14 protein-coding genes and 1 tRNA gene are annotated in these 23,513 nt (G+C 49.6%); 9 read left to right on the top strand and 6 right to left on the bottom strand.

Annotation, left to right across the window (positions count from 1 at the left end; genetic code table 11):
• The first annotated feature begins 282 nt into the window (after window positions 1-282).
• Both ftsH and AAC022_RS12165 read left to right on the top strand, forming a co-directional pair.
• The gene (gene ftsH / locus AAC022_RS12170) at window positions 283-2,349 is read left to right on the top strand and encodes an ATP-dependent zinc metalloprotease FtsH (RefSeq protein WP_339731228.1); all 2,067 of its coding nucleotides are present in this window, start codon (window positions 283-285) and stop codon (window positions 2,347-2,349) included.
• The gene (locus tag AAC022_RS12165) at window positions 2,346-2,936 is read left to right on the top strand and encodes a TIGR00730 family Rossman fold protein (RefSeq protein WP_339731226.1); all 591 of its coding nucleotides are present in this window, start codon (window positions 2,346-2,348) and stop codon (window positions 2,934-2,936) included. Before ftsH ends, AAC022_RS12165 begins: the two co-directional genes overlap by 4 nt.
• A gap of 22 nt (window positions 2,937-2,958) precedes the next feature.
• Here AAC022_RS12165 and acpS read toward each other — a convergent pair whose 3' ends face one another.
• The gene (acpS, locus tag AAC022_RS12160; RefSeq protein ID WP_339731223.1) at window positions 2,959-3,345 is read right to left on the bottom strand and encodes a holo-ACP synthase; all 387 of its coding nucleotides are present in this window, start codon (window positions 3,343-3,345) and stop codon (window positions 2,959-2,961) included.
• A gap of 268 nt (window positions 3,346-3,613) precedes the next feature.
• Here acpS and AAC022_RS12155 point away from each other — a divergent pair, with 268 nt between their 5' ends.
• Window positions 3,614-5,599, top strand: coding sequence for a thioredoxin family protein (locus AAC022_RS12155; protein WP_339731220.1), 1,986 nt, complete (start codon window positions 3,614-3,616; stop codon window positions 5,597-5,599).
• 308 nt (window positions 5,600-5,907) lie between these two features.
• Complete coding sequence (locus AAC022_RS12150; protein WP_339731219.1) at window positions 5,908-10,026, top strand: SUMF1/EgtB/PvdO family nonheme iron enzyme; 4,119 nt, start codon at window positions 5,908-5,910, stop codon at window positions 10,024-10,026.
• Between the two features lie 36 nt (window positions 10,027-10,062).
• Here the strand turns inward: AAC022_RS12150 and AAC022_RS12145 are convergent, their stop codons facing one another.
• The 3 genes from AAC022_RS12145 to AAC022_RS12135 form a co-directional block, all read right to left on the bottom strand.
• The gene (locus AAC022_RS12145; protein ID WP_339731218.1) at window positions 10,063-11,517 is read right to left on the bottom strand and encodes a sulfatase; all 1,455 of its coding nucleotides are present in this window, start codon (window positions 11,515-11,517) and stop codon (window positions 10,063-10,065) included.
• Window positions 11,518-11,552: 35 nt separating this feature from the next.
• Window positions 11,553-12,953 (bottom strand): Si-specific NAD(P)(+) transhydrogenase, encoded by a 1,401-nt coding sequence (gene sthA / locus AAC022_RS12140; protein WP_339731217.1) that lies wholly within the window; start codon window positions 12,951-12,953, stop codon window positions 11,553-11,555.
• Between the two features lie 115 nt (window positions 12,954-13,068).
• On the bottom strand, window positions 13,069-13,638 hold the full coding sequence (locus tag AAC022_RS12135) for a Uma2 family endonuclease (RefSeq protein ID WP_339731215.1): 570 nt from the start codon (window positions 13,636-13,638) through the stop codon (window positions 13,069-13,071).
• A gap of 162 nt (window positions 13,639-13,800) precedes the next feature.
• Between AAC022_RS12135 and AAC022_RS12130 the strand changes: the two genes are divergently transcribed.
• The 3 genes from AAC022_RS12130 to AAC022_RS12120 all read left to right on the top strand — a co-directional run bounded on the left by AAC022_RS12130 (window position 13,801) and on the right by AAC022_RS12120 (window position 15,591).
• Complete coding sequence (locus AAC022_RS12130) at window positions 13,801-14,295, top strand: GNAT family N-acetyltransferase (RefSeq protein ID WP_339731213.1); 495 nt, start codon at window positions 13,801-13,803, stop codon at window positions 14,293-14,295.
• A 35-nt stretch (window positions 14,296-14,330) separates the two neighbouring features.
• On the top strand, window positions 14,331-15,191 hold the full coding sequence (rfbD, locus tag AAC022_RS12125) for a dTDP-4-dehydrorhamnose reductase (protein WP_339731212.1): 861 nt from the start codon (window positions 14,331-14,333) through the stop codon (window positions 15,189-15,191).
• Between the two features lie 311 nt (window positions 15,192-15,502).
• Window positions 15,503-15,591 (top strand) — tRNA-Ser (locus AAC022_RS12120).
• A gap of 84 nt (window positions 15,592-15,675) precedes the next feature.
• On the opposite strand, the gene AAC022_RS12115 is transcribed toward AAC022_RS12120, so the two are convergent.
• Window positions 15,676-16,131 (bottom strand): hypothetical protein, encoded by a 456-nt coding sequence (locus tag AAC022_RS12115; RefSeq protein WP_339731211.1) that lies wholly within the window; start codon window positions 16,129-16,131, stop codon window positions 15,676-15,678.
• A gap of 615 nt (window positions 16,132-16,746) precedes the next feature.
• On the opposite strand from AAC022_RS12115, the gene AAC022_RS12110 reads away from it, so the two are divergent.
• Window positions 16,747-17,298, top strand: a complete 552-nt coding sequence (locus AAC022_RS12110) for a hypothetical protein (RefSeq protein WP_339731209.1) — start codon at window positions 16,747-16,749, stop codon at window positions 17,296-17,298.
• A gap of 138 nt (window positions 17,299-17,436) precedes the next feature.
• Here AAC022_RS12110 and AAC022_RS12105 read toward each other — a convergent pair whose 3' ends face one another.
• On the bottom strand, window positions 17,437-17,820 hold the full coding sequence (locus AAC022_RS12105) for a potassium channel family protein (RefSeq protein WP_339731208.1): 384 nt from the start codon (window positions 17,818-17,820) through the stop codon (window positions 17,437-17,439).
• A gap of 302 nt (window positions 17,821-18,122) precedes the next feature.
• On the opposite strand from AAC022_RS12105, the gene AAC022_RS12100 reads away from it, so the two are divergent.
• Window positions 18,123-23,462, top strand: coding sequence for a DUF4011 domain-containing protein (locus AAC022_RS12100; protein WP_339731206.1), 5,340 nt, complete (start codon window positions 18,123-18,125; stop codon window positions 23,460-23,462).
• The last annotated feature ends 51 nt before the right edge of the window (window positions 23,463-23,513 follow it).

Below are 23,513 nucleotides of genomic sequence, written 5' to 3'. Positions count from 1 at the left end.
GAATCCGCATTTTAGGCGTAATAATTAAACATGGCAAGAGGCATTCCCGCTACAGCAGGTCCTTTTCCAGGCAGGTTTTATTCAGAACAGGGATTTCTCTAGAAACCTTTGATTGACCCCTTTGCTGAAACGACATACATTAACAATAAAGCTAAGGTGCATTCTGTGTTTAGATTCTCAGACACGGTTTTTATCAACAACCCAATCATATGAACCTATGACCCCCGGCCATTTCAAACGAATTGGTCAACATAGCGTATTCCTCTGAAAAGATTATTCCACATGCCGAACACGGATCCGAATCAGCCAAATCAAAAAGAACGTCCGACACCACCTGAGAAGTCTCCCAAAGGTGATGGTCGCCGCGCTGAACCCAAGGGGCCCAAGAGCAATGCGCTCTGGTACCTGATTGTAGGCGGGTTAGTTCTGGTTATCACGCTTTCGATTTTCTCGAACAATACGCGTGGTGACAAAATCAAATTCGGAGACTTCATCAAAGGCCTCAATGACGGGAAATTTAACAAGACCAACGTTCACGAACTGAAATTCGGCACCGACTACATCGTCTTCCAAGATCAGCCCAAACCGGAAACACCGGAAAAAAGCACGCTGCCAGAAACAACCAAGAAATATTACATCCCGGTCTGGGGGATTCCCTCAGAAACCCGCGCGCAGCTGCAATCGAAACTGGAATCGAAAGATATCGTCGTTGATTCAGAAAGCCGCCCTTCCGAATGGGAATCACTAATAGCCGTTTTGTTCTTCCCGATTGTGCTGTTGATTTTTGTGATTTATCTGTTTCGCCGAATGGGTGGCGCAGGTTCGCCGATGTCATTCGGTCGCAGTCGAGGGAAGATGTATGCTCAGGAAGATATCGAGGTCACCTTTAATGATGTGGCAGGCATCGATGAAGCAGTCGAAGAGTTACGTGAAATCGTTGAATTTTTGAAAACACCTGCGAAATATCAGGCACTCGGCGGTCGAATCCCCAAAGGGGTTTTGCTCGTCGGTCCTCCGGGAACCGGTAAAACCATGCTCGCCAAAGCGGTTGCCGGCGAAGCGGGAGTCCCCTTTTACGGACTGTCTGGTTCTGACTTTGTGGAAATGTTTGTCGGCGTGGGTGCCGCCCGTGTACGAGATATGTTCCAGCAGGCCGCCCAGAAATCGCCAGCGATTATCTTCATCGACGAACTGGATGCACTCGGAAAAACGCGTGGCAGCGGCATGCCCGGCGGACACGATGAACGCGAACAGACACTCAACGCTTTACTGGTGGAAATGGACGGATTCGGTTCCGATCAGAGTGTCATTGTGATGGGCGCCACGAACCGTCCGGAGACATTAGACCCAGCGTTAATGCGTCCCGGCCGATTCGACCGTCACGTCCTCGTCGACCGACCCGATGTCCGTGGCCGCGAAGCCATTCTCAAGGTACACAGCGCCAAAGTAAAAATGGATGAAACGGTCAACCTGCAACACATCGCCAAGATCACACCCGGCTTCGTGGGCGCCGATCTGGCCAATCTGATCAATGAAGCGGCTCTGCTCGCCGCGCGAAATAATAAAGACGCCGTCTCTATGCACGAATGCGAAGAGGGCGTCGAACGTGTCGTCGCGGGTCTGGAAAAATCAACCCGTCTGATTCATGAAGATGAAAAAAGCCGCGTCGCCTATCACGAATGTGGTCACGCCCTGGTGGCTTGTTCGTTACCCAACGTTGACCCCGTTCATAAAATCTCCATCGTCCCCCGCGGTCTGGGCGCACTTGGTTACACGCTACAGCGTCCTGAAGAAGAAAAACAACTGGTCACACAAAGCGAGCTGGAAAGCCGGATCTGTGTGCTACTGGGTGGTATCGCTGCGGAAGACATCATTTACCAGGAAACATCAACCGGTGCCCAGAACGATTTACAGCGGGCCACTGATCTGGCACGGCGCATGGTCACTGAGTTCGGGATGAGCGAGAAATTAGGCCGCGTGCATTACAGCGAAACCAGACGCTCCCCATTCCTGGGTGACTCCCAAACTTCGGGAGAAGGCGTTCATAGCGAAAATACGCTGCGGGAAATTGACTTGGAAATCAGACGCATCATTGATCAATGCTCAAAAACCGCTTACGAAATTCTGGATGAACGCCGCGAACTGCTGGAGCATCTCACACGAGATTTACTCGAATGCGAAGTCATGGACATGCATCAGTTACAGGCTATATTGAAAGAGCATCAACGGGGCCCACAGATCAAACCGGGTACTTATAAAGAAAACACTCCCGAAAGCAAAACCGGTGATCAGGAAAAAGAAAAACCCGCGTCCGAAAATGATCAGCCAGCCGATGGAACGGGCGCATGAGCACACTCAAGAGTATCTGCGTCTTTTGTGGTTCAAAATCGGGAAGTGACCAGCAGTACCAGCAGGCTGCCATTGAACTTGGTCGCCTGATGGCACAACGTAGTATCACACTCGTGTATGGTGGTGGCAGCGTCGGTTTGATGGGCGTCATTGCCGACGCCGTACTCGAATCCGGGGGGCAGGTCATCGGCGTCATTCCCAGACAGTTGGCAACCCGGGAACTGATTCATCCCGGCGTCAAAGAAATGCATATCGTCGAAGATATGCACACCCGCAAAGCAAAAATGTCTGAATGCTCAGACGCCTTCATCGCCATGCCGGGCGGCTTCGGCACACTCGAAGAACTGTTTGAAGTCGTCTCCTGGGTGCAGTTGGGAATTTATTCCAAACCGATCGGCCTGCTGAATACAACCGGCTTTTATGATCCGCTCTTGAATATGGTCGAACATTGCATTGAGTCGGAGTTTATCAAACCCAAATACCGGGACTTGATTATCGCCGACGACAACCCATCTACATTGATTGAACATCTCGAGCGTCACAAATTGCCAACCATCGAAAAAGTTCTGGACCCCGAACAGATTTAATCAGCGAATTCCTGAGTCAGACTTATCTGGCATTTCCCAAGGCAATCGCGGTCGCCGTCGCAAATTCGCGGCTATGGGAAATTGTAATCAGAATTTCCTCAATGCCCATTTCTCCGGCATGCAGTTCGACTCCACCAGAAATCACAATCGTTGGCTTGCCGCTTTTTAAATTGATGACTTCGATATCTTTCCAGCCAATCCCCTTAATGAAGCCCGTGCCCAACGTCTTCATCACCGCTTCTTTGGCAGCCCAGCGACCGGCATAATGCTGCTCTTTATTTTTCTTGGTGCCGCAATACTCGTTTTCAGTCTCGGTAAACACCCGATTCAGAAACGTATCCCCATGCCGCTCAATCATTTGACCGATCCGTGAGATTTCGATGATATCTGTTCCCAATCCGACTATCACTGATATTTACCTTGTCTCTGATCGCATGTATAATGAATGTGATTTGAAATCTTTCTCTGATTTCTGAAACAGAATCATTTCCAGCGGGGTATTTACCTCTAGAGCGGCTTGAACAAAACCAGTTCAACTCCAGTTGTTCTGTGACGAGATCAAATCGCTCTTAAAAACGCTACATTGAACCCGATTTCGGGTTTAATACGAAAATGGTGTTTTAAACAAAATCAGCGCCCATCATTAAATATGAGTTGAGAGGGGAGTTCAAGGTCGAATGCAACGCTTCTATTATCTAATCGCGGGATTCCTGTCCGTCTGCCTGTTTACGTCTTCGGTATTCGCCGAATCGACAGATGACCTGATCGGAAAAAAAGTAGACAATTTCAGCCTCAAAGATTTTCGAGGCAAAACCGTTCAACTGCATGACCAGCAAGACAAAACATTGACCGTCATCGCCTTTCTGGGAACCGAATGCCCGCTGGCCAAACTGTACGGCGATCGTTTACAGAAACTGTCCGATGCATATGCTAAGCAAGGCGTCGCCTTTTATGCCGTCATGTCCAACCAGCAGGACTCGCTGACTGAAATCGCCGCTTATGCACGCAAACACGGAATCCAATTCCCGGTTCTCAAAGACGCCGGCAACCATCTCGCCGATCAAATGGGTGCGAAACGAACCCCCGAAGTGTTTGTCCTTGATCAGGAACAAATAATCCGCTATCACGGTCGCGTCGATGACCAGTATGGCGTTGGTTATCTTAGAGATGAACCTAACCGGGAAGATCTGAAAGTCGCCATTACCGAGCTACTCGCAAAGAAACCTGTCAGCGTTGCTTCCACAAAACCGGTCGGCTGTTTCATCGGTCGCATCCGCAAGCCCGATACCAATAGCACGGTCACCTATTCCAATCAGATCTCCCGCCTGCTTCAGAAGCATTGTGTCGAATGTCATCGTAAAGGTGAAATTGCCCCGTTCGAATTAGCAGAATATCAGGAAGTCGCTGGCTGGGCCGAAACCATCGCTGAAGTCGTCCGCGATCAACGCATGCCTCCCTGGCATGCCAACCCGGCTCACGGCAAATTTGCGAATGACCGCAGTCTGACCAAAGCAGAAAAAGAACTCATCTATCAGTGGGTGGAAAACGGGGCTCCTGAAGGAGACCCCAAAGACCTGCCCGCACAGCAAACGTATGTCACCGGTTGGAAGCTACCCCAGAAACCAGATGCTGTTTTTTATATGGATGACAAACCCTTCACCGTTCCCGCGCAAGCTGGAAAACGGGGTGTCAAATATCAATATTTCACAGTCGACCCTGGCTTTACAGAAGACAAATGGATCACCGGCGCTGAAGCGCTGCCCGGCAACCGGGCCGTCGTGCACCATATTCTGATTTTCGCCCGCCCGCCTCAAGGAAAAAAAGTCCGTGTATTCGGCGAAGGCGATCAATTCCTGGTCGGTTACGTTCCCGGCTCACGCGAAGTCATGATGCATCCGGGGATGGCCAAAAAAATTCCCGCCGGTTCCAAGCTGGTATTTCAGATACATTACACCCCCATCGGCACTGAGCAACAGGACCGCAGTAAAGTCGGCCTGGTCTTCACCGAAGAATCGAAAGTCACTCATCAAGTCGTAACGGCACAGGTCATCAATGAAGACTTTGTCCGCCGTCGGTTTAAGATCGCTGCCAATGATGACAATTTCAAGATTGAAGCAACTTCCCCCCCCAATGATCGCAAGGCGCTGCTGTTGAGCTATATGCCCCACATGCACCTGCGAGGGAAATCGTTCCGTTATGAACTGAGAAAAACTCCGGATCAGCCAGGGGAAATCTTAATTGACATCCCTGCCTTCGATTTCAACTGGCAGACTGCCTACGGCATCGAAAAACCGATCCCCATCGAAATCGGCGACTACATTCACTGTGTCGCACACTACGATAACTCCGACAGCAACCTTTCAAATCCCAATCCGAATGAATCTGTCCCCTGGGGCGATCAGACCTGGCACGAAATGATGATCGGTTATTTCAACGTCGCCATCCCCAAAGAAGAAGCAACGGCAGAAAACCAGTTCAAAACCGTCGCCTTCCGACTCGTCCGCCGACGCGATAAAAATTCGAACGGCAAACTGGAACAGGCCGAAGTCCCACTTACGGAACTTCCCCTCTTCTTCCAGGCCGACCAGAATAAGGACGCCATCGTCACCGTCGACGAACTTGCCACCCTGATCGAAAAAAATCGTGGCAAGAAAAAAGAGTAGCGGCTCCTTTCACCTGCTCGTTTCAAGACAAAGCCACTGTCAGTGCGTCTCAGCAAGCTGACAGTGGCTTTCATTATATCTACGGTTAACCCCTTTTCTGACAGGGTTTGCCATGATTCCTCTGGTTCAGCGAACCACAGCTGCTCCTGCGCTAACCTGAAACAAATGGATAATTACATAAATACAATTTGACCATCCATTTGGACAGGCGTATCATTGTAAATGAGAGCGTCCGGACCGCGTTTTCCGCATCATCAGAGTCTACAAAAGACTTTTCTCCCTACCTGAAATCATCGACAAATCGAGCTATGACAAAGTTTGACCCTTATCAAAGATGGCTTGGAATTCCACCTCAAGATCAACCTCCGCATTTTTACCGACTGTTGGGACTGGAGCTGTTTGAAGAAAATCCCGAAGTGATCAAGGCAGCCGCCGATAATGCCACTGCGTTCATCCAGCAAAATGCCTTTGGTGAAGAATTACAGCAGTCGCAAAGGCTGCTGAAAGATATCAAGAAAGTCGCCGCCTATTTATTGTCTCCCCCTCACAAAGCCAAGTATGACACAAAGCTGAAAGCGAAACTGGGAATCGCGCTTCCCGAAACATCCTCATCAGAAACAGACACACAACACATTAAAAGTAAACAGAGTCCAAAGCCAACACCGTCTACACCGTCTACACCTCTCTCGACAATCCAGACTGAATCACCGTCTGTTATCTCCTCACTAGAACAACCCCAGCAGGTATCCAAATTAAAACTGGCAGGATTCGAGATCAGCTATCCGTGGGCCGCTGTAGGAACCGTTGGTTTCTTAGCAGTCGCAATCCTGCTCGGTACGCAATTTATGAGAGGCGACTCTCAGGAGCAAGCCAGCGTCGCTTCACCGTCTCCAACACCTGACCTGTCAGCAAAGAGCCAGCCCCCGAAACACCAGGCCACACACAATCAGGCACTGGCAGCCAAAGCGAACAAGTCTGTTCCGAACAATGCAAAACAGCCAGAACAACCCAAGCCGATTCCGGTGAAACCTAAACCAGCTCTACCTCCACCAGCTAAAGAATTTGTCGGACAGTTCACAGTACGCGCAGATGCCTTCAACAAAAACCCGGGGAAACAACTTGCGAACGTGACAGTCGATGTGCTCTATCAACCGGGCCTCAAAAAAGAGGGACGGATTAAACTGGGAACATTCAAAACGAATGCCACCGGCCAGGGAGAATTAAAAGTCAATCTGACACCGAAGCAGCAAACCGGAAAATTTCTAGTCAAGCTGACCAGAGAAAACAAATCCTGGGAACGGAATCTGGATAACTTCCCGAATGAACTGACTCAGAGTCTACAAATTTCGGTTAAAGCTGAACCAGAATACTTAAACCCGAAATGGATGGAGCAACGTCTTACTGAAGTCAGTATCAATGATCTAATCGCCGAGTATCGAAAAGTAAATGACCCGGTCATTCAAACCATGGCTTCCGCATTGGATTTGTCCCAGCATATTCTAGAAGATCACCCCGAAGCCCTGCGCGAGCAGTTACAGTTACGGCTCTTTAATACTCAGGACCCCGCGCTGGCGGGTTTTCAGATCCTACCAAATCAGAAAATACAGTTCCGATCCGAATGGCCCACATTTTATCAGGCAGGTGGGCCATTGATCCGAACGATCAGCAATGCAACAGGATTCTATAATTGTCTGGCATTAACCCCTGACGGGAAATACGCTGTCACAGGGAAAAATGACCGATTATTAAGAATCTGGGATCTCTCAACCGGCAATTTAATACGGAGACTCAAGGGACATACCAAGAACCCAACTTGCGTTGCGGTCACTCCTGATGGAAAACGCGTTGTGTCCGGTTCGTCTGATAAAACACTCAAAGTCTGGGATTTCGAAACAGGAAAATTAATTCAAACTCTCAAGGGACACCCTGCGACGGTTTCTTGCCTGGCAGTGTCTCCCGATGGAAAACGCGTTATTTCAGGAGATTCTGACAAGAGCTTAAATCTCTGGGACCTGGAAACAGGAGAACTCATTCGAACCACCAGTAGACACAAACGGGGCGTCTCTTCTGTCGCGATTTCACCAGACGGGAAGATCATTTTTTCTTCATCATCTGGAAGGCTCATACTGAGCGACTATGACACCGGAAAAGTAATTCGAGAGCTTAAATCTAGCAATGGTGTATTCCATGATTTTGCAGTGACACCTGATGGAAAACTTCTCATTACAGGCGGTAGTCAACCTAAAGTATGGGACCTTAAGACCGGTAGGCCGATTCTGAATCTGGAATGTAAAAAATTAGAAAGTCTTGCCTGCCTTGCAGTTTCTCCAAATCGAACGCAGCTCATTGCCGGAATGTACCCCCAGACCCTGATGGTGTACGACATGGCAACGGGGAAACAAATCCGAAAATTCAAAGGACATGCCGATAGAATCAACAGTATTACTTTTTTACCTGATGGGAATCATTTCGTTTCAAGCTCGCTAGACACGACTCTGAAATTATGGAACCTGGAAAAAAGTAATCCAGTCCCATTCCCTGAATTTCACAGCAGTCAAGTCAATCGTGTCGCCATCTCACCCAACGGGAAACAGGCCCTTTCAGGCTCAAGTAACGACTTAATAAAGGTGTGGGATCTACAGAGTGGTAAATTGCAAAGAAAGATCGAAGAAACTTTTCATCACAATAATTGGATTTCTTATTTACCAGATGAACGATTTGCGATCTCAGGCTCTGGCTCTCTTTTCATGGGCTGGGATCTAACGACGGGAACAATGACCCAAAAATTTGACACTGAGCAACCTTTTTCTAACTTAACTGTCTCACCTGATGGATCGCGTGGAATTACCGAAACGAAAGATAAGCGGACGAATTGGCATAAAATCTATGTCTGGGATCTTACCAACCGCAAACGACTCCACCTCCTGGAAGGCCATGAAAAACGAATTACCTGCATGGCTGTGTCAGCAGATGGCAGTCAGCTCTTCTCAGGAAGTGACAATGAATTAAAGGTCTGGGATCTGGATCGAGGACGATTACTCCACACCTATCAAGACCAGATCGGCGCGATACGTTGTCTTGCATTATCACTCGACGGGAAATACGCCTTGACCAGCGCCTATGGTGACAAACAATGTGCGATTCAAGTCTGGAATCTGAAGAATCAAAAACGAGTTCACTTACTCAAGGGCCATACTCACGGAATCCAATGCCTGGCAGTGTCACCCGATGGTACTTTGGTAGCCTCATATGCACCAGATCACACAATCCGACTTTGGGATCTAATTAAAGGCGAACTGCTTGCGACCTATCATATCGACGATACTGCCACGGATCTTGCCATTGGTCCCGACAACAGAACCGTACTTGTCGGCAGCGCTTCAGGCTCCATTCATAAACTCAAAATCAAAATGCCGGGAGAAACCCCTGAATTGCAACAAGCCATTCCACTTTTGGCAAATCAAACGACCAATACTTCGAAATCGCAAGCACAACAGGCATCCTTAGCAAAAGCACTGGATAAGAAAATCAAAATCACGAATTCCCTGGAGATGCACTTCGCCTTGATCCCTGCAGGGAAATTCATGATGGGTAGCGGCAAATCCGCAGCAAAAATCGCCCAACAGTTCGACACCAATCCATCCTATTTCGAAAAGGAGCACCCTCAGCACGAAGTCCAAATCGAGAAACCTTTTTATATGGGAATGCATGAGGTCACAATCGATGATTTTAAACAATTCGTAAAAATGACCGGCTATAAAACAGAACTGGAACGCAGTGGAAGAGGTGGTGCAGGCTGGGATGAAGTACCACAAAAATTCAGGACCGGGATTATAGAATTCAACTGGGTAAAAACCGGCTGGTTGAAAAATGACTTCCATCCGGTCGTCAACGTCAGCTGGAACGATGCCGTCAGTTTTTGCGAATGGCTCAGCCGAAGAGAGAAAGCAAAATATCGCTTACCAACGGAAGCAGAATGGGAATACGCCTGTCGTGCCGGGACCACGAGTCTGTTTCACTATGGCAATGCCCCGGAAGCGATGACAGAGTTTGGGAATATCTGGGATGGATCCGCTAATCAGCAATTCCAAGAGAACTATGGTGATCTAAAGGGAATCTCAGCGGAGGATGGTTTTGCATTTACCTCTCCGGTAGGCAGTTTCAAAGCGAATCCCTGGTCCCTGTATGATATGCATGGTAATGTGAGAGAATGGTGTAGCGATTGGCTCGATGATGACTACTATCAGACCTTCAAAGGCGAAATCGCCACCGATCCCCAAGGCCCCAATGCCGGTTCCGCGCGCGTTTTACGCAGTGGCTGTTGGTCTTTCTTCCCTCAGCACGCACGGGCGGCATCCCGCTCCAAACTCACCCCCTCAAACTACGCGCATAATGTCGGGTTTCGTGTGGTTCTCGAAATTGAATAACAAAGCCACCCACTTGCTCGCAGCCTAGTTCACAGACTAGTTCGCAGCCTTAACCTTCTTTTTCTGTTTACCACTGCCCCGCTGTTTCTTTTTCTGCTTGCGGCCTGGAGATTGATCATGTGGCGCATCAGGAGCATTTTTCTCAGGGAACCACCGTGCAAGCTGCTGTTTCACAGTCTTGTAATTCGGATCGTCCGCCAGATTTTTCCATTCCATCGGATCCTGCGAATGGTCATACAGCTCTTCGCTGCCATCTTTATAGCGAATCAAACGATACTGATTGCTGCGGATCGCATGATTCATTCGGCCATGCGTCGTTAGCGCCGGTCGTTCCCATGTCTTCGTGGGTTCCTTCAACAAAGGCACCAGACTGACGCCATCCAGATGTTTTCCGATCGGCAGCACACACAGTTCACACAGCGTCGGGTAGATGTTCATAAAATCAACCGCTTGCTTACAATGGGAACCCGCTTTCGTGACGCCGGGTACAACCATCATCAACGGTGCACGCGTCGCTTCTTCCCAAAGCGAAAACTTGCGCCAATGATGTTTCTCACCCAGATGCCAGCCATGATCGCCCCACAAAACCACGATTGTATTGTCTGCATACGGGCTGGCATCCAAAGCATCCAGTACACGCCCCACCTGCACATCCGCAAAAGCAATGCTGGCCAGATATCCCTGCACTGAATGACGCCAGTTATCCGTTTTGAGAATCTTTGCGTGATCTCCTTCCGGCTTCGCCATTCGCACGCCGGCCTTGGGAATATCATCCAGATCATTTTCCAGCACCTTGGGTAACTGAATTTTGTCGAGCGGATACATGTCATAATACTTGCGAGGCACCTGCCAGGGCATATGCGGTCGATAAATACCACACGCCAGGAAAAACGGTTTCGCATGTTTCTTGCCGAGATAATTAATGGCGTAGTTGGCCATCTTATAATCGCTCATCTCCCGGTCTTCCACATCCAGTACGCCCCAGATGATCGAGCCTGCGCGGCTATGGGGATCTTTCAATACAGCGGGCGTCGGCTTGGGATCGCCTGTCTGCTTCAGATAATCGTCCCACGAATCAGGATCGTTATAGCGACCGTGAAAGATCTTTCCGGATCCCACTGACTGATAACCATGTCTGCTAAAATGCTGAGGCAGCGTCACCACATCCGGCATCACCGGTCGCCAGGGTTGTGGATTCAAATAGACGCCGGAATTCGAAGGGCGAATCCCGGTCATCAAAGCAGCCCGCGAAGGATTGCAAGCCGGCGCAGCACAATGGGCGTTCGTAAACAACACGCCCCGCGATGCCAATCGATCAATATTCGGCGTCTTACAATCAGGGTGCCCGCCCAGACAACTGATCCAGTCATTCAAATCATCGACGGCAATAAACAACACATTCGGCTGCTTCGTCTCCGCGGCAAATGTGCTTGCCACATCAGCAAATACGATGAACGCCAACAACAAGATCGAAACGAGCGAGCGACTCATAAAGGTTCCCCTGTAATCGTGGTAGAGGTTTGACTTCAGAACAGGCGATTATACCCGTTCAAAGCAGCCACACGATAAGCTTCTGCCATCGTGGGATAATTGAACGTCGTATTGATGAAATACAATAGCGTATTCGCCGAGCCGGGCTGAGACATGATTGCCTGACCAATGTGAATAATTTCTGAAGCGTTTGGCCCAAAGCAATGAATCCCCAGAATTTCCAGAGTCTCGCGATGAAATAACAACTTCAGCATCCCCGTTGGGCAATTCATAATCTGCGCGCGAGCCAGATGCTTAAACATCGAATGGCCGACTTCGTAGGGAATTTTCGCTTCCGTTAATTCGCGTTCGGTCTTGCCCAGAGAACTGATTTCAGGGCTGGTATAAATGCCCGTTGGAATATCACGAATTAAAGCCCGCTCGCATTCCCCATTATCCAGATGACTGGCGGCATAGCGTCCCTGCACGTAAGCAGCACTTGCCAGTGATGGAAAACCGATGATATCTCCTACAGCATAGATATGCGGTTGCGAGGTCTGGAAATCGTCATTCACTTCGAGCTGACCACGAGAATCGGGCTGAATCTCTAACGTTTCCAGACCCAGGTTTTCTGAGTTTCCAGATCGCCCCGCTGCAAACAGCAGGATATCGGTTTTCAACTTCTTACCGGATTTAAGAGAGATGATCACACCGTCATCAGTTCCCTCGATCGATTCATAATATTCACAATGCCTCAGTAAAACACCACTTTCGCGCATATGATAACTTAACGCATCACTGATTTCATCATCCAGAAAGTCGAGCAGGGAATTGCGGGTATTGACCAGGTTTACCTTCATACCCATCGTTCGCAGCATGGATGCGTATTCACAGCCAATGACCCCAGCACCATAAACGCTGATCGATCGCGGCGTGAAATCCAGATCCAGAATCGTATCGCTGCAGAAAATACGGGGATGATCGAAATCAATATCAGCGGGACGATAAGGACGCGACCCAGTGGCAATCACCGCGTGGTCAAACGTGACTTCTTCTGTCAGACCATTGGGTGTGTCGATGTGTATTCGATGCGGGTCTAAAAACCGAGCCTCTCCTTCAACGAGTTCAACGCCATTTCGCTCATAAAAGGTACGTCGCATTCCCACCTGCTTCTGAATCACGGAAGCAGCGGTCTTCCGCAATTCAGGAAATTCCAGATCCAAAATCATTCCAGAACGCCCCATTTGGCGCAAGTGGGAATTGATTTCGGACATCCGCAAAATCGAATACCGCAGCGCTTTACTGGGAATGGTCCCTTTGTGCGTGCAACTACCGCCGATCTCGTAGAACTTCTCGATGGAAATCACCGATTTGCCCTGCTTAATGGCTTGCATCGCTGCCCCTTCTCCACCAGGGCCGGTCCCAATCACAGCCACATTAAAATGTGATCCTGACATCCTTGAAATTTCCTTGATAACTTGCACGACATACCGCTGAAATGAGCAACCACTTTTCAGCAATGATACGATGAGCAGAATGGTGTCTATAATAATTGAGGAATCGAGTGTTAACTTACCACCAATCGGGTGGCGCAAACAAGTCTTTTACTTTCATCGTAAAATCAGGCAGCACGTCACCACCAACGATTTTTCCATTAATGTCGATTACCTGACTCCCGGTCCCAGGCAGATATTCGAGTACTTCGCGTGTCTCTGGGTCAATCACCCAAATCAGTTCGACGCCCCAACTCACATACTCGGTGACATGCTCTTTCATCAACTGACGTCGGCCTTTGGTCGATGCGACTTCGATAATCGCAGCAGGTTTTCGTTCGGTGATCGCTTTATCGGTCTCTTCAAACCGCTTACCTGTTTTGAAGAGACTGACTGCAGGAAAACGGATCGTATCCGGGTTCCGTTTCACGATCAGCCCCAGCTCAAAACAGGCGTATCCCTGATCGACTTTGTGAAAATAGACGGATAGCATCTTCGAAACATTCAACACAATCGTGCCATGTTCGACATCGAGCTCATCGAGTGCAATGACTTTCCCCTCGCTCAGTTCCATCCAGCGGCCCCCTTCCGGCAGATCAATCCGGGCATCCAAAAACTGTTCCGCAGTATAAGTTTGCGATTCTGACATCCATTTTTCCCATCAGGTTGCGCTTATGTTTATTGAGAATTTCGCCCCGTCGCAGGTTTCACACGCTCACCTTTCAATTTTCCTTTAAACATCATAGCATACAGGCGGCTCTCTCGTCAGTCTTACCTGAAGTTTCACAACAATCCCATACGATTTACCGTCATGAAAATTCGTCCCTTTCAACCGCCGGATTTGAACACTCTAAAAGACATCACTGTCGAAGCCTTTCAGGGCGTTTCCATTGATGAAGGCATCGAACGCGAATTTGGCATCATCAACGGACACGACTGGAAATGGCGCAAAGCCGGCCATCTGGAAGCCGATGCCAAACGCGAACCAGAGGGGATTTTTATTGCAGAAGTCGAAGACAAAATCGTAGGCTATATCTCGACCTGGCACGACCCGGAAGCGGGCATCGGCTATATTCCCAACATGGCGTTTATTCCCGAATGCCGGGGGCAGGGCATGGGCCGCAAATTGCTGGAATATGCACTTGACCACTTTCGTCGGCTCAATCTTTCCCTTGCGAAAATCGAAACGCTCGAACAAAATGCGATTGGCAATCACCTTTACACTTCACTGGGGTTCAAAGAAATTGTGAAACAGGTGCATTTCGTCGCACCTCTGAAACCATCAGCCACGGATGAGGGACAGTAATTCCACAGATCTTTTGAACCATCAAAGAGAACGCGATGCAAATCACCATTATTGGCGCACAAGGACAACTGGGACAGGACCTGATGTCAAGTCTCGCTGCAGACGGACATCAACTCACCGGCCTGACCCATCAGCAGGTTTCCATTGAAGACGCCACCAGCATCGCAGCGGCCCTTGATCAAAGTTCTCCCGAACTGGTCATCAATACTGCAGCCTATAACAAAGTCGATCAGGCTGAATCAGAACCAGAAATCGCGTTCGTAATCAATGCACTGGGACCGCGCTTACTGGCTCAGTATTGTCATCAGCACAACCGCCGCCTGCTACATGTGAGTACCGACTACGTGTTTGGCCTGGAAGGTCTCCGCGAGCCCGCCTACAAAGAAACTGACGCGCCAGGCCCGATCAGCGTCTACGGACAGAGCAAACTGGCGGGAGAATATTTCGTCCGGTCGATCTGCCCTCAACACTATGTCGTGCGCACATGTGGCCTGTATGGAAAAGCCGGCAAAACTCGCAATGGGAACTTTGTCGAAACCATGTTGCGCCTCGGCAAGGAACGTGATGAACTCTCCCTGATCAACGATCAGCATTGCACGCCAACATCCACACGTGATTTGTCGACCGCCATCTCGCGGCTGATCACCACAGACCAGTTCGGCCTGTATCATGCCACTAGTTCGGGGCAGACGACCTGGTGTGAATTCGCACAAACCATCTTTGAATTAACGGGGATCAATGTGCAAACAAAACCCATCCCAACGGAAGAATATCAGGCGGCTGCCGAACGGCCCCGGTATAGTCTGCTTGACTGCTCAAAACTGGAAAAAGTCACCGGCTATGCATTCCCTCACTGGAAACAGGCTTTATCAACGTATCTGGAATCGACCGAATGAAATATCAATAAGCCAACTACTTAAAACAACTTATGTCGATTTACGTCCCCGGGAAATGTGCTGCCCCTACACTACCGGATCTAGCGATTTTCACTGCGATACCAGTTTTTTGCCCTTCGCTGGCTGGCTTTCACACTTCAGGCGGATGAAACCATTGCAGCACCGATTTTGGTTTGATACACTCCCTCTTCGCTGTTGTGTCGATTTACCGAAGTCTCGACAGATTCAAGGCTTCAATCGTTGACATTCAACACAAAAAACAGCATAAAGAGTGCTTATCGCTCCCGTTACATCAACGGTCGATAAAGCCAGGAGAGATGGCAGAGAGGCCGAATGCGCCGGTTTGCTAAACCGGTGAGCCGTGTAAACGGTTCCACGGGTTCGAATCCCGTTCTCTCCGTTTTCAGTCGTTGTAATCGTTTCCCATCAGGGCGGTTGCAACGACTTTTTTTATGGGCACCGTCCACCCAGACCAGAAACAGGCCTACGCAACAAATCTGCACCGCAGACTGATCAAATTCAACTTGACGCCAACCCGACGTTCGCCATGATTCACCCCGTTGTGTGTCGCGCGCGTGGGCACTACTGGTTCAGTTGAAGAACCGGAACCACTGAAAAAATCAGCATTATAAAAGGCCCTCGTTTCAGCCACATTTGAAGTAAACCAGCCTCGAAAAGTGATGCGGGTCGACACACACCACCACACAGCCGCCCCCCTGCCAACCAAGCCCACCACAACACCAACACACATCTGCACTCCCTCGCCAAACAAATCGTTTTGCTTTCCCTTGACCGACCCACGCACATCCTGAAAATAGTCAACAATCAATCGGACAGTTGAATGCGCCCAATAATACAAACCAACGGGTAGGCCCGAAACCAATTCAGGCCGCGCGCAGCGAGCAGGAAAATGAGAGATCGACCAACCAAACCAGTTCACAATTTCACTCCAGAAAAAAGTAGGGTGCGGCCCTATGTGGCCGCCCGCCTGGCGACGTTCCCTTTAAAACAAAAGTGCGAAGGGAACGACATCAAACTGAGCATGCGCCTCACTCATGACGGGCCGAACACAGCCAGCAGGAATTCTCAGAGAAAACAAACAAACCAGCATCAGATCATCCCTAAAAATAACATTCTCTGTGGCACTGTTAGCTTGCCAACAGTGATCGAGCAATCGAAAACCCACCCCACCATGAGCGGCACGTCGCCAGCCGCCGTTTCAAAACCAGTAGGTATTCCAAAGCCCCAAAGCCAGACAAATCCTACCAGATATCACCCGCACTACCCCAGATGAACACACCGCACCACGTGTGATTCAATCTCACCCGAATCAAAAACCTTCATCGAAAATCATTCTGTTACTTCACCGATCTCTTTTATAAAATAGAAGAATGCCGTGATCTGATTTCCTTCGGGCTCTGACCACTTTATTGAGTTCTTTTCTCCCATTGCTTATGCACATAAGCAATGGGAGAATGATAGTCGAAGCGGATGGTACTTTTATTACAGTCATCGGGAAAACGTCAAATGCCTGGTATCAGAAAGCGGTGAAACCATGATAGCGATCCATAATTTCAAAAAGCTGATTGGCAAGAAGGTTAGTCGTTTTCTAATTGTTGTTTGGCCACCATTCGGGGAGGCCAAAATGTTAGATGTTGACATATCGATTGGCTTGATCGTTGATGAGCATGAAGGTGTATTTCACATTCAAATCGACAAAGATGACTGCTGGACACCGATCGTTTCCGAAACATGTTTTGACGAAATCTTCGAATGGTGCAAATTTCAGCAACGCATTGATGATTGGATGAAATGTCAGATTGATGGCCCTCTGCAAAACGAAGTTTTTGATGCGACTCATGAAAGCATTTTTGGCAACATTGTATCCGAGGAAATTTTGGATATTGAATGTATTACTCTGAAGTCAAAGTTTAATCCATTTGCCATTAAAATTTGTTTTCGAGATGACTCTATTCTTGTGTCACCTATAAGTGATGGGACTACAATCGAGACTTCTTTGTTCAACAAAACAAATAGTTTGGGAGTGTTTCGCAGCCTGGGTGATATTGAGTTTATTCCACTGAAGGACGCAGAGAAACGTATTTAGTACTCCATTGCTGCCCAGCTAAAGCCCTTCACACCGCTGTTGGTGTTCTCTCAGCCATTGGTGAAACATCTTTATGCTGGAATTCTTTAAGGCTCAGGAACCTATAATTTCAAATTTCCCGGCCATCTCATAGCACCATTATTCATCAACCGCTTCCTGATCCGAATCACTCTTTTTATTGTTTCCGCGGGGGCGATGTAATCCGTAGAGGGCTCTCTGGAAAACGGGGGTCAAGAACGCACCAATGACGGCAGCAAATAGGATCACTCCTAAAATCGCGTAGAGTGTCACAAACAGTTTTCCCCCGGTGGTGACCGGACGATCGACGGGGCCGTTTCCGGTGACGACCAGAGAGGCGTTCAGGCAGGCATCCATCCAGTCCAGCTCTTCCAGGTAATGAAAGCCGACGGCTCCCGCGCCCAGTGCAATGCCGTCAACCAGCACAGCACCGCCCAGAAAGAGTGCTATCCGATAGAGAAAACGGAGACGCGGCGAATGAATGTGGCGGGGCGATTTCAACATTGTTTCCTACTTCCATGCATTTGATGTGGTTCGTCGTCTTGAAACGGATTCAAACGTCCGGACAATCAGTGGTGCAACTGATCTACTCTCACCGTTTCTTGATCGATGTTTTCCAACTCAGTATCGAATTGCACAGCTATGATTTCAGTTTTTCCTACTTCTGGCAAGAGCAGAGACCTCGGATCAATGTAAAAGCGGGAAACCTGATTTTTCACAGGCTTCCAGGTGCGGCCATTTTCGGGAATTGATATACTAACCAGCAACCCGCTCTACTCCCCCAGTCTATGAAGCCAATAACCAAGATGGAAAACTCGGCACAAAATCAAGATGACGATTCCCCAGTGAATCCCCCGCAGCAGCCCGGAATTCGCGCAGATCTCGATGAATGTCTCAACTACGCCTCCTGGCAGAACTCAGTCCCGTTCCTGAAATCGCTGGAAGTTCACAATCGCTCGGCGGAAACGCTCACCGACCTCGTGCTCAGCATGCACACCGAACCCGAATTTGCCCGTCCGAAACAATGGCGATTCGAACGTATTAAGCCTGGTACCAGCATCAAGGTCAACGACCTGCTGGTCGATCTCGATCCGTCCTATTTGAATGGTCTGAATGAAGCAGAACGCGGGCAGGTCTGTTTTTCTCTACATCAAGGCGATACAAAGCTCGAAGAACGAATCGATGATGTCCGCATTTTAGCCCGCGATGAATGGGGGGGATTCAACGCGATGGCAGACTTATTGGCTGCTTTCGTGATGCCGAATGACCCGGCGATCGCCCGAATTCTCAAAGCAGCCAGCGAGATCCTGGTCCAACACGGGCATGCTTCAGCGCTTGATGGATATCAACAACAGGATCCCGCCCGTGCTTTCATGCAGGGAGCAGCGATCTGGTCGGCAGTTGCCGCGGAAGGGCTCACCTATACCAATCCTCCGAAAAGTTTCGAAACAGTCGGACAAAAAACCCGCAGACCTTCCCTAATTTTAAAAGACGGATTGGCGACCTGTCTCGACTCCAGCCTGCTGTTTGCAGCGGCTCTCGAGGCGATCGGCCTGAATCCGGTGCTGATTCTGGTCGACGGTCACTGCTTTGCCGGCTTCTGGGTCATCGAACACACGTTCAATAATCTAATTGAGACGGACTCCGCGGAAGTACGTAAAGGGCTGGCAGCCAGAGAACTGATCACGTTTGAAACAACGCTGATTACAAATCGTCCGCCATCCCCCTTTGAAGCTGCAATGGCAGCAGCAAAGCTGAGAACGCTGGAATCGGCCGCAGACGAGTTTATCGCAGCCATTGATATCAATCGCGCCCGCATGGCACAGATCAGGCCTCTCGCATCGCACGCAGATTCTCAGTTGAAAGAAGTCCCCCCATCCGCAGGTCACTTCGCGATTCCCCTGCCGAGCATGCCCGCACCAGGCGCACTCGCAATTGATCCCCCTGAAGAAAAACCAAAAACACCGGAGGGTCGAATCGAACGCTGGCAACGAAAGCTGCTCGACCTTTCGCTGCGAAATCGACTGTTGAACTTTCGCTCAACCAAGCAGACGGTCCCGTTCTTTTGTCCGAATGTGCCTTTACTTGAAGACCGTATCGCAAATCAGTCTTCGATCCGCGTGATTTCTCTACCCGAACAAAACCCGTTGGGTGAGCGAGATGCCAAACTACACTTCCAGAAAACAGGTCAGGATATCCACACCGAGTTTGCACTCACTGCGTTAGAACGAAATGAGATTACTTCACCACTGACCAGGCTCGAACTCGATACCCGTTTGACCAATCTGTATCGCACTGCAAAGAACGATCTTGCAGAAGGGGGAACTAACACACTGTTTCTGGCGGTCGGTTTCCTCAAATGGAAACGGTTACCGGAAGATACACGCTCGTATCGTGCTCCGTTGTTGTTGATTCCCATTAAGCTCACACGCAAAAGCGTTTTGTCACAGTTCCATCTGCGTCATCACGAAGATGATGTCCGCTTCAATGCCACATTGATTCAACTGCTCAAGAAAGACTTTGATCGCGATATTTCTCAGTTCGAAACGGATCTTCCCCAGGATGAGAGCGGCGTTGATGTCCCTCTGGTTCTAGACCAGATGCGCAGAGCGGTCCGCGATATACCCGGTTTTGAAGTGATTGATGAAATCGCTTTGTCAACGTTTTCGTTCTCGAAATACCTGATGTGGAAGGATCTGGTCGATCGCACGGAACTTCTGGAAGAAAACCGGGTTGTGCATCATTTAATCCGGGATCCTGATAAGCCTTTCGAATCCAACACCACGACAGCAATTCCTGCGGCGCAGGACATTGATCGTAATTACGTTCCCGCACAACTGATTCACCCGCTCGCGGCAGACTCATCCCAGTTAGCAGCCATTATGGCCGCCGCCGAAGGGCACGATTTTGTGCTGATCGGTCCGCCGGGAACGGGGAAAAGCCAAACCATCTCGAACATGATCGCGCAATGTCTGGCAAACGGAAAGACGGTCCTGTTTGTCGCTGAAAAGACAGCAGCCCTCGATGTCGTCTATCGGCGTCTCTGCCAGAATGGTCTCGGCGATGTTTGCCTCGAGTTACACTCCCATAGTGCAGAGCGGAGTCAGTTTTATTCGCAGTTGCAGAAATCCTGGAAGTCGACTGAAAAAACCGATGCGCGTGAGTGGATCAAGGTGAATGAGCGCCTGAAAATCAAGCGTGATGAACTGAATCAATATGTCGTCGCCTTGCACGCAGTTGACTCCACAGGCTGGTCAGTCTTTCGAGGCATGGGCGTCGCTGTTAAGTATTACAATCTGGATGCACCGCTCCTGGATTGGGACGATGCCATTCAAATTGACGAACAGAAATTTGAAACGCTCGAAAACCTCATCGATGAAATTGAACTCACGTTTCGTGCCATTACCCCTAACCCGGCTCTGAAATCCATTACCACAACAAGCTGGTCTGCCTCGTGGGAATCAAATCTGCTGCGTACCGTCGAATCAGTGATTCCCACCGTGTCGGCTCTGGAAGCGCCACTCCGAAATTTTGTCAACGGAATCGGCTTGGAAGAGACAGACGATTATTCTCTAAAAATGTATAAACACTTGCGAATCCTCGCAGGCACGCTGCAAGAAGCAGCCCGGGAAAAACTGCGGATCATTTTTGACAAAGACTTTTCCAGTCTGGCTGATCAGGTAAGCAGGCTGAAGAAAGAAATCACCGCGTATCAAGTTGCACAGTCAGCAATCAACGCAACCTATGAGTCGGAATCGATCAATCGAATCCCCGTCGATGATCTCGATTTTCAGTGGCGGCAGGCGGCAGCTTCGTTCTGGCCAATCTCATTCTTTGCAAAACGCAAAGTACAGAAATTGTTACAAAGCTATGCTGTGTCGGGAGTGTCTGATCCGGAAAAAGATCTGCCACAAATTCGGCTGATGCAAAAATATCTCACCAACATCGCAAATAATCCGCTCGCCAACCGCACTCCGCACTGGAACGGCTTGCAAACCGATGTCGGGGAATTGACGTCATTTCTGCAGCGGGCCGAACAGATCCGAAAAACGATTGTCGAATTTGGCCAAGTAACCAACTCACTCAAAGTGGTTTCCTCGAAACTGGCGCCGGTGATCATCGACGATTCCACAGACCACCCGCTACTGGCTGATGCCCAGGCCTTTTTAGCCGCCAATGATGCGTTTATTCAAGCATGTACCGAGTTCCGTGAAATTGCAGGAGGCAACCTGTTCAATAATGAGGAACCCCGTCTCATCAGTTCGACACTGGCGACTCTGGAATCGATCAAGGCGAATCGAACGGAACTGAAACGCTGGGTGTCCTGGTCGGCAATCAAGCAACAAGCCTTTGGTAATGGCTTAGGTCTGTTCGTGGAAGCATTAGAGGCACAGCAGATCAAACCAGAGGGACTGCGAACGACTTTCGAAGTCTCTTTTGTTCGCTGGTGGTTGCCTAAAGCCATTGACCGGAACGATACACTGCGGCAGTTCCAACGCTTTAAACATGAAGATACCATCGAAGATTTCTGCAGACTGGATCAACTGGCGCGGACCGAGTCGGCCACTCAGGTGCGCAATCAGGTCGCTCATGATTTGCCGAAACCCGATCAAGTGCCGCGAAAATCCGAACTGGGACTGCTACGACACCAAATGGGTCTCAAACGCCCCAGCAAAGCAATCCGTGAAGTCATCTCGGGCATGCCGGAAACATTCGCCAAACTGGCGCCCTGTTTATTGATGTCCCCCTTATCCATCGCGCAATATCTACCCCCCGAACAGGCTCTGTTTGATGTGGTCATTTTTGACGAAGCATCACAGATCACAACCTGGGACGCGATCGGCGCCATCGCACGCGGGCGGCAGACCATCATCGTGGGTGACCCCAAGCAGTTACCGCCTACCAATTTCTTCGGCAGAGCCGATGGCGACGAAGAAAACGAGGAACTGGAAGACTACGACCGCGACCTGGAAAGCATTCTCGATGAAGCAACCGCATCTGGCTTGCCACTCCTGCAGTTAAACTGGCATTACCGCAGCCAACATGAGTCACTCATCTCATTCTCAAACTGGAATTACTACGAAAACAAACTGATCACCTTTCCTTCCGCAGTCACTGAAGACCGTGCCGTTTCGCTCAAACACCTGCCGGAAGCGATTTATGACCGGGGCAAAAGTCGCACCAATCAAATTGAGGCAGAAACACTCGTTGCCGATGCAGTCGAAAGAATGAAATCCTGGCTCACGCTTGCCGAAGACGACCGTCCGACTTTGGGAGTCATTACTTTCAACAGTCAGCAACAGACATTGATTCAGGATTTATTCGACCAGTCTTTGCGGGAAGCCCCCGAGCTGGAATGGTTTTTTGATGATGCGCGAATCGAACCCACGGTTGTCAAAAATCTGGAGAACGTTCAAGGGGACGAACGCGATGTCATGCTGTTCTCGATCACCAATGGCCCTGATGAAGCCCGTCGTGCGATCGGGCATGTGTCACTCAATTTTGGCGCCTTGAATCGCCAGGGAGGCGAACGGCGTCTGAATGTCGCCGTCACCCGCGCCAGACAGGAATTGATCGTGTATGTTTCGTTTCTGCCGGATCAACTTAAAGCAGAACGCACCACGTATCAAGGTGTGCGCGACCTCAAAGCATTTTTAGAATACGCGCAAAAAGGAAAGTCTGTTCGCGGCACAAACCCCGTCGAAGCGGAACATGAATTTGAGTCTCCCTTTGAAGAGGCGGTTGCATCCGCTTTGATGGCGAAAGGCTGGCAAATTGTTCCCCAGGTCGGCGTATCGGCGTTTCGAGTTGATCTGGGAATCGTCCATCCCGACAAACCAGGATCGTTTCTGGCGGGAATCGAATGCGACGGGGCCGCCTATCATCGCGTTGCCACTGCCCGCGATCGCGATAAAATCCGCGAGCAGGTTCTCCGTAAACTCGACTGGGAAATTCTGCGCGTCTGGTCTCCGGACTGGTGGTACGATTCACAAGGCGCACTCGAAACAATCGATCTCATACTGCAGGAATTTCTGGAGAACAGTCGTCGTGAACAGGCCGCGCTGGTTGATCATGAACCAGCGATATTGATTGATGAACCAGACAACGCGGAATCGGTATCAGACAATCCGGAAACGAATCCGTGAATACGTCTGCTTCCCAGAAACAGCCGCCAAGCGAATTGTTTTCAAGAGATA

The sequence above is a fragment of the uncultured Gimesia sp. genome (genome assembly GCF_963976445.1).
Classification (GTDB): domain Bacteria; phylum Planctomycetota; class Planctomycetia; order Planctomycetales; family Planctomycetaceae; genus Gimesia.
This window is presented reverse-complemented; position numbering and strand designations above follow the sequence as displayed.

Bases quoted from the DNA above. Each gene is read 5' to 3' on its own strand.
- AAC022_RS12145 (WP_339731218.1), bottom strand. From the start codon at position 11,517: ATGAGTCGCTCGCTCGTTTCGATCTTGTTGTTGGCGTTCATCGTATTT.
- AAC022_RS12100 (WP_339731206.1), top strand. From the start codon at position 18,123: ATGGAAAACTCGGCACAAAATCAAGATGACGATTCCCCAGTGAATCCC.
- AAC022_RS12155 (WP_339731220.1), top strand. From the start codon at position 3,614: ATGCAACGCTTCTATTATCTAATCGCGGGATTCCTGTCCGTCTGCCTG.
- AAC022_RS12130 (WP_339731213.1), top strand. From the start codon at position 13,801: ATGAAAATTCGTCCCTTTCAACCGCCGGATTTGAACACTCTAAAAGAC.
- AAC022_RS12105 (WP_339731208.1), bottom strand. From the start codon at position 17,820: ATGTTGAAATCGCCCCGCCACATTCATTCGCCGCGTCTCCGTTTTCTC.
- AAC022_RS12110 (WP_339731209.1), top strand. From the start codon at position 16,747: ATGATAGCGATCCATAATTTCAAAAAGCTGATTGGCAAGAAGGTTAGT.
- rfbD (WP_339731212.1), top strand. From the start codon at position 14,331: ATGCAAATCACCATTATTGGCGCACAAGGACAACTGGGACAGGACCTG.
- AAC022_RS12165 (WP_339731226.1), top strand. From the start codon at position 2,346: ATGAGCACACTCAAGAGTATCTGCGTCTTTTGTGGTTCAAAATCGGGA.
- AAC022_RS12150 (WP_339731219.1), top strand. From the start codon at position 5,908: ATGACAAAGTTTGACCCTTATCAAAGATGGCTTGGAATTCCACCTCAA.
- sthA (WP_339731217.1), bottom strand. From the start codon at position 12,953: ATGTCAGGATCACATTTTAATGTGGCTGTGATTGGGACCGGCCCTGGT.
- AAC022_RS12135 (WP_339731215.1), bottom strand. From the start codon at position 13,638: ATGTCAGAATCGCAAACTTATACTGCGGAACAGTTTTTGGATGCCCGG.
- ftsH (WP_339731228.1), top strand. From the start codon at position 283: ATGCCGAACACGGATCCGAATCAGCCAAATCAAAAAGAACGTCCGACA.